The sequence below is a fragment of the Thermococcus sp. genome (assembly GCF_027052235.1).
GTDB lineage: Archaea > Methanobacteriota_B > Thermococci > Thermococcales > Thermococcaceae > Thermococcus.
The window spans coordinates 396-3,416 of the sequence record NZ_JALUFF010000046.1; the positions used below are offsets into that span (position 1 = coordinate 396).

Annotated in this window: 4 protein-coding genes; 3 read left to right on the top strand and 1 reads right to left on the bottom strand. The window is 51.4% G+C overall.

The window, feature by feature from the left end:
• Positions 1 to 945: NAD-dependent epimerase/dehydratase family protein (locus MVC73_RS04765; RefSeq protein ID WP_297507602.1), on the bottom strand; the 945-nt coding region annotated here is incomplete at its 3' end.
• A gap of 83 nt (positions 946 to 1,028) precedes the next feature.
• On the opposite strand from MVC73_RS04765, the gene MVC73_RS04770 reads away from it, so the two are divergent.
• The 3 genes from MVC73_RS04770 to MVC73_RS04780 are packed head-to-tail and all read left to right on the top strand — an operon-like array spanning position 1,029 to position 2,849.
• Positions 1,029 to 1,439, top strand: a complete 411-nt coding sequence (locus tag MVC73_RS04770; protein WP_297507605.1) for a nucleotidyltransferase domain-containing protein — start codon at positions 1,029 to 1,031, stop codon at positions 1,437 to 1,439.
• Positions 1,426 to 1,857, top strand: a complete 432-nt coding sequence (locus MVC73_RS04775; protein ID WP_297507608.1) for a DUF86 domain-containing protein — start codon at positions 1,426 to 1,428, stop codon at positions 1,855 to 1,857. Before MVC73_RS04770 ends, MVC73_RS04775 begins: the two co-directional genes overlap by 14 nt.
• Positions 1,854 to 2,849 carry an NDP-sugar synthase gene (locus tag MVC73_RS04780; RefSeq protein WP_297507611.1) on the top strand — a complete coding sequence of 332 codons (996 nt, stop codon included), beginning with the start codon at positions 1,854 to 1,856 and terminating at the stop codon, positions 2,847 to 2,849. The genes MVC73_RS04775 and MVC73_RS04780 overlap by 4 nt, the downstream gene beginning before the upstream one ends.
• Positions 2,850 to 3,021: the final 172 nt, after the last annotated feature.

Below are 3,021 nucleotides of genomic sequence, written 5' to 3' on the forward strand. Positions count from 1 at the left end.
GTCCAGAAGCTCTCTCACGGTTCTCCTAACGGCCTCGTAGCTGTTCAGCTTTGGTTTCCAGCCAGTTTTCTTGGCTTTCTCTATGCTCAGGCGCATTAGTTTTACATCTCCTTTCCAGCCGCGGCCGCCGTCAACGCCGCCCGTGAAGCGGAACTTTGGCCTCAGCCCCATCTCCTCACCCACTATCTCCGCTATCTCCCTCACGGTGATCCAGTCATCGTTGCCGAGGTTGTAGAAGTCCACCGTTTTATCCTCTTTCCTGAAGTGCTCGAAGATCTGGAGCATTCCCTCAACGGTGTCGCCCACGTGAAGGTAGCTCTTCCTCTGCGTTCCGTCACCAAGTATCTCGAGCTCCTCCGGATTCCTCCTCAGCTTGTGGATGAAGTCGTAGATGACGCCGTGGTTGGAGCGCTCCCCGATTATGTTAGCCAGGCGAAATATTAGAGCCTTGAAACCAAAGGTATGAGCGTAGCCACTTATCAAAGCTTCGGCCGCTAACTTCGCTCCCCCGTAGACGCTTATCGGCTCCAGAGGGGCGTAGTCCTCTGGGGTGGGGATCACCTCCGCATCGCCGTAAACCGTTGATGAGCTCGTGAACACCAAGTATTTGACGCCGGAATCCCTCATCGCGTTGAGGAGGTTGTAGGTTATGAGAACGTTTGTCTCGTAGAGCAGTTCGGGGCTCTGGGCGCCGATTCTGACCTCCGGATTGGCAGCTAGGTGGAAGATGACATCGACCTCTTCAACGGCCTCTTCAACGACTCCAGGATCCCTCATGTCTCCTTTAATGAACTTAAAGCGTTCGCTCTCGAGCCACCGCTCAACGTTCTCCAGACTGCCTGCGCTTAGGTCGTCGAGGACGCGGACCTTCCAGCCGGATTCCACCAGCCTATCGACGAGGTGGGAGCCTATAAAGCCAGCACCACCCGTGATAAGAGCCTTCATTTCATACCACCAAGAATTCCATCGGATGATCACTCTTAAACTTTGGGGAAAAGCTTTTTACTTCGGCCATTGGATTCTCACTCATGGAGACCTTTCATGAGCTTCCAACGGGAGAGAAGGGAAAAATAATTTCAAAACTCCGAGAGGCACTGGTTAAAAAAGACGAGGTTCTCTTTGCCTATCTCCACGGCTCTTTTCTTGACGATGGCCCATTCAGGGACATAGACGTGGCCGTTTACGTCAAGTCAAACGTTCCCCCCTTCTACGAGGAGGAACTCGAGGAGGAGTTCTCGAGGGCAGTTGGCCCGCCGGTTGAGGTTAGGGTTCTCAACTATGCCCCCATAACTTTCAGATTCCGCGCAATTGGGGGGCTGCTCCTATTCAGCAGGGACGAAAAGGCCCGGTGCGAGTTTGAGGAGATGACGATGCGCGAGTACCACGATTACACCCGCTATCTTGAGATTTACAGGAGGGAGGCCCTTGGAATACGATGATGAAAAGGTAACCCGGCTCATGTCAGAGACCAGGCACGCCCTGGAAGCCCTCTATGAACTTTCGCACCTCCCAAGGGAGGAGTTTTTAAGAAACAAACACTACGTGTCAAGTGCCAAGTACAACCTTCTCGTCGCCATCGAAGCATGCATTGACATTGCTTATCACCTCATATCCAAGAACAAGATGAGACTCCCAGAAGATTATGCAGACTCGTTTAGGATCCTAAATGAGAGGGGGCTCATTGGCGATGATTTAACCAAGAGGCTTGTTCTCATGACGAGGTTTCAAAACAGGCTCGTCCATATCTACTGGGAGATCGACGATAAGTTCATTTATGAGATTCTCAGAAACAATCTGTCGGACATCGAGGAGTTTATGGATTCAATTTCAAAAGCTCTGAGGAGGGAAAACCAGTGAAGGTCTTAATTATGGCCGGCGGTTATGCGACCAGGCTCTGGCCCATAACCAAGGACAACCCCAAGGCGTTACTCCCGGTTGGTGAGAAAAGGATAATTGATTACATACTGGAAAAAGTTTCGAAGCTGGATTTGCCGGTTTACATCTCGACGAACCGCTTCTTCGAGTCCCACTTCAAGCCCGTTGCCGAAAAATACGGTGTTGAGCTCATTGTTGAGGACACGCTCCACGAGGAGGAGAAACTGGGAACGATAGGGGCTATGAGGAAGGCCGTTGCAGAGCTCGGTCTCGATGACTACCTCGTCATAGCCGGCGACAACCTCTTCTCATTCTCCCTCGAGGAGTTTCTGGAAAGGTACTCCGAAGAGACTCTTATAGCCGTTTACGACGTCGGCGATTTGGAGTTGGCCAGGCGCTACGGCGTTGTCGTGCTCGAAGGGGATAAAGTGATTGCCTTCGAGGAGAAGCCAGCACGACCCCGCTCGACCCTCATAAGCACGGGCGTTTACGTCTTCCCCGAGCAGGTCATGGAACGCATTGACGAGTACCTCTCAAACGGGAACAGGGATTCGCCGGGTTACTTCGTCCAGTGGCTCCTCGAAAGGGGAGAGCCGATTAGGGCTTACCGCTTCTCCGATTACTGGTACGACATAGGCTCTGCCGACAGCTACTTGGAAGCTTTGAGAACCCTCCTAAAGGAGAGCCACATCGAGGAAATCCAGATTAGCCCTTACTCCAAGATAATCCCACCGGTGGTCATAAAGCGCGGTGCAAAGATACTGGGACGCTCTATAATCGGGCCTTTCGCATACATAGGCGAGAACTGCGTCATAGAAAACTCCGATGTAAGTGATTCTATAATCTTCCGGAAGACAGTGATAAGGAACTCGACGATATGGCGCTCAATAATAGACGAGAAGTGTGAAATAAGGAACCTTGAGCTTAGGAAGAGTCTCGTCGGCAGGCACGCGAAGATACAGAGGGGGGAGTGACTCCCCATTCTACTCTCCTAGGCGTAACTTTTATATTCCCAGTTCCTTCTTAATTAAATGTCATTAAATATCATTAAGGCTGGAGGTGTTTGAGATGGCTGAGGAGAAGAAGTACACGACCGTTTCCATACCGAAGCCCCTCTACGACAAGATAAAAGCCAGAATAGAGGGC

What these genes read in the sequence shown, in the direction of transcription:
- MVC73_RS04770 (WP_297507605.1), top strand. Translation starts at nt 1,029, where the DNA reads ATGGAGACCTTTCATGAGCTTCCAACGGGAGAGAAGGGAAAAATAATT.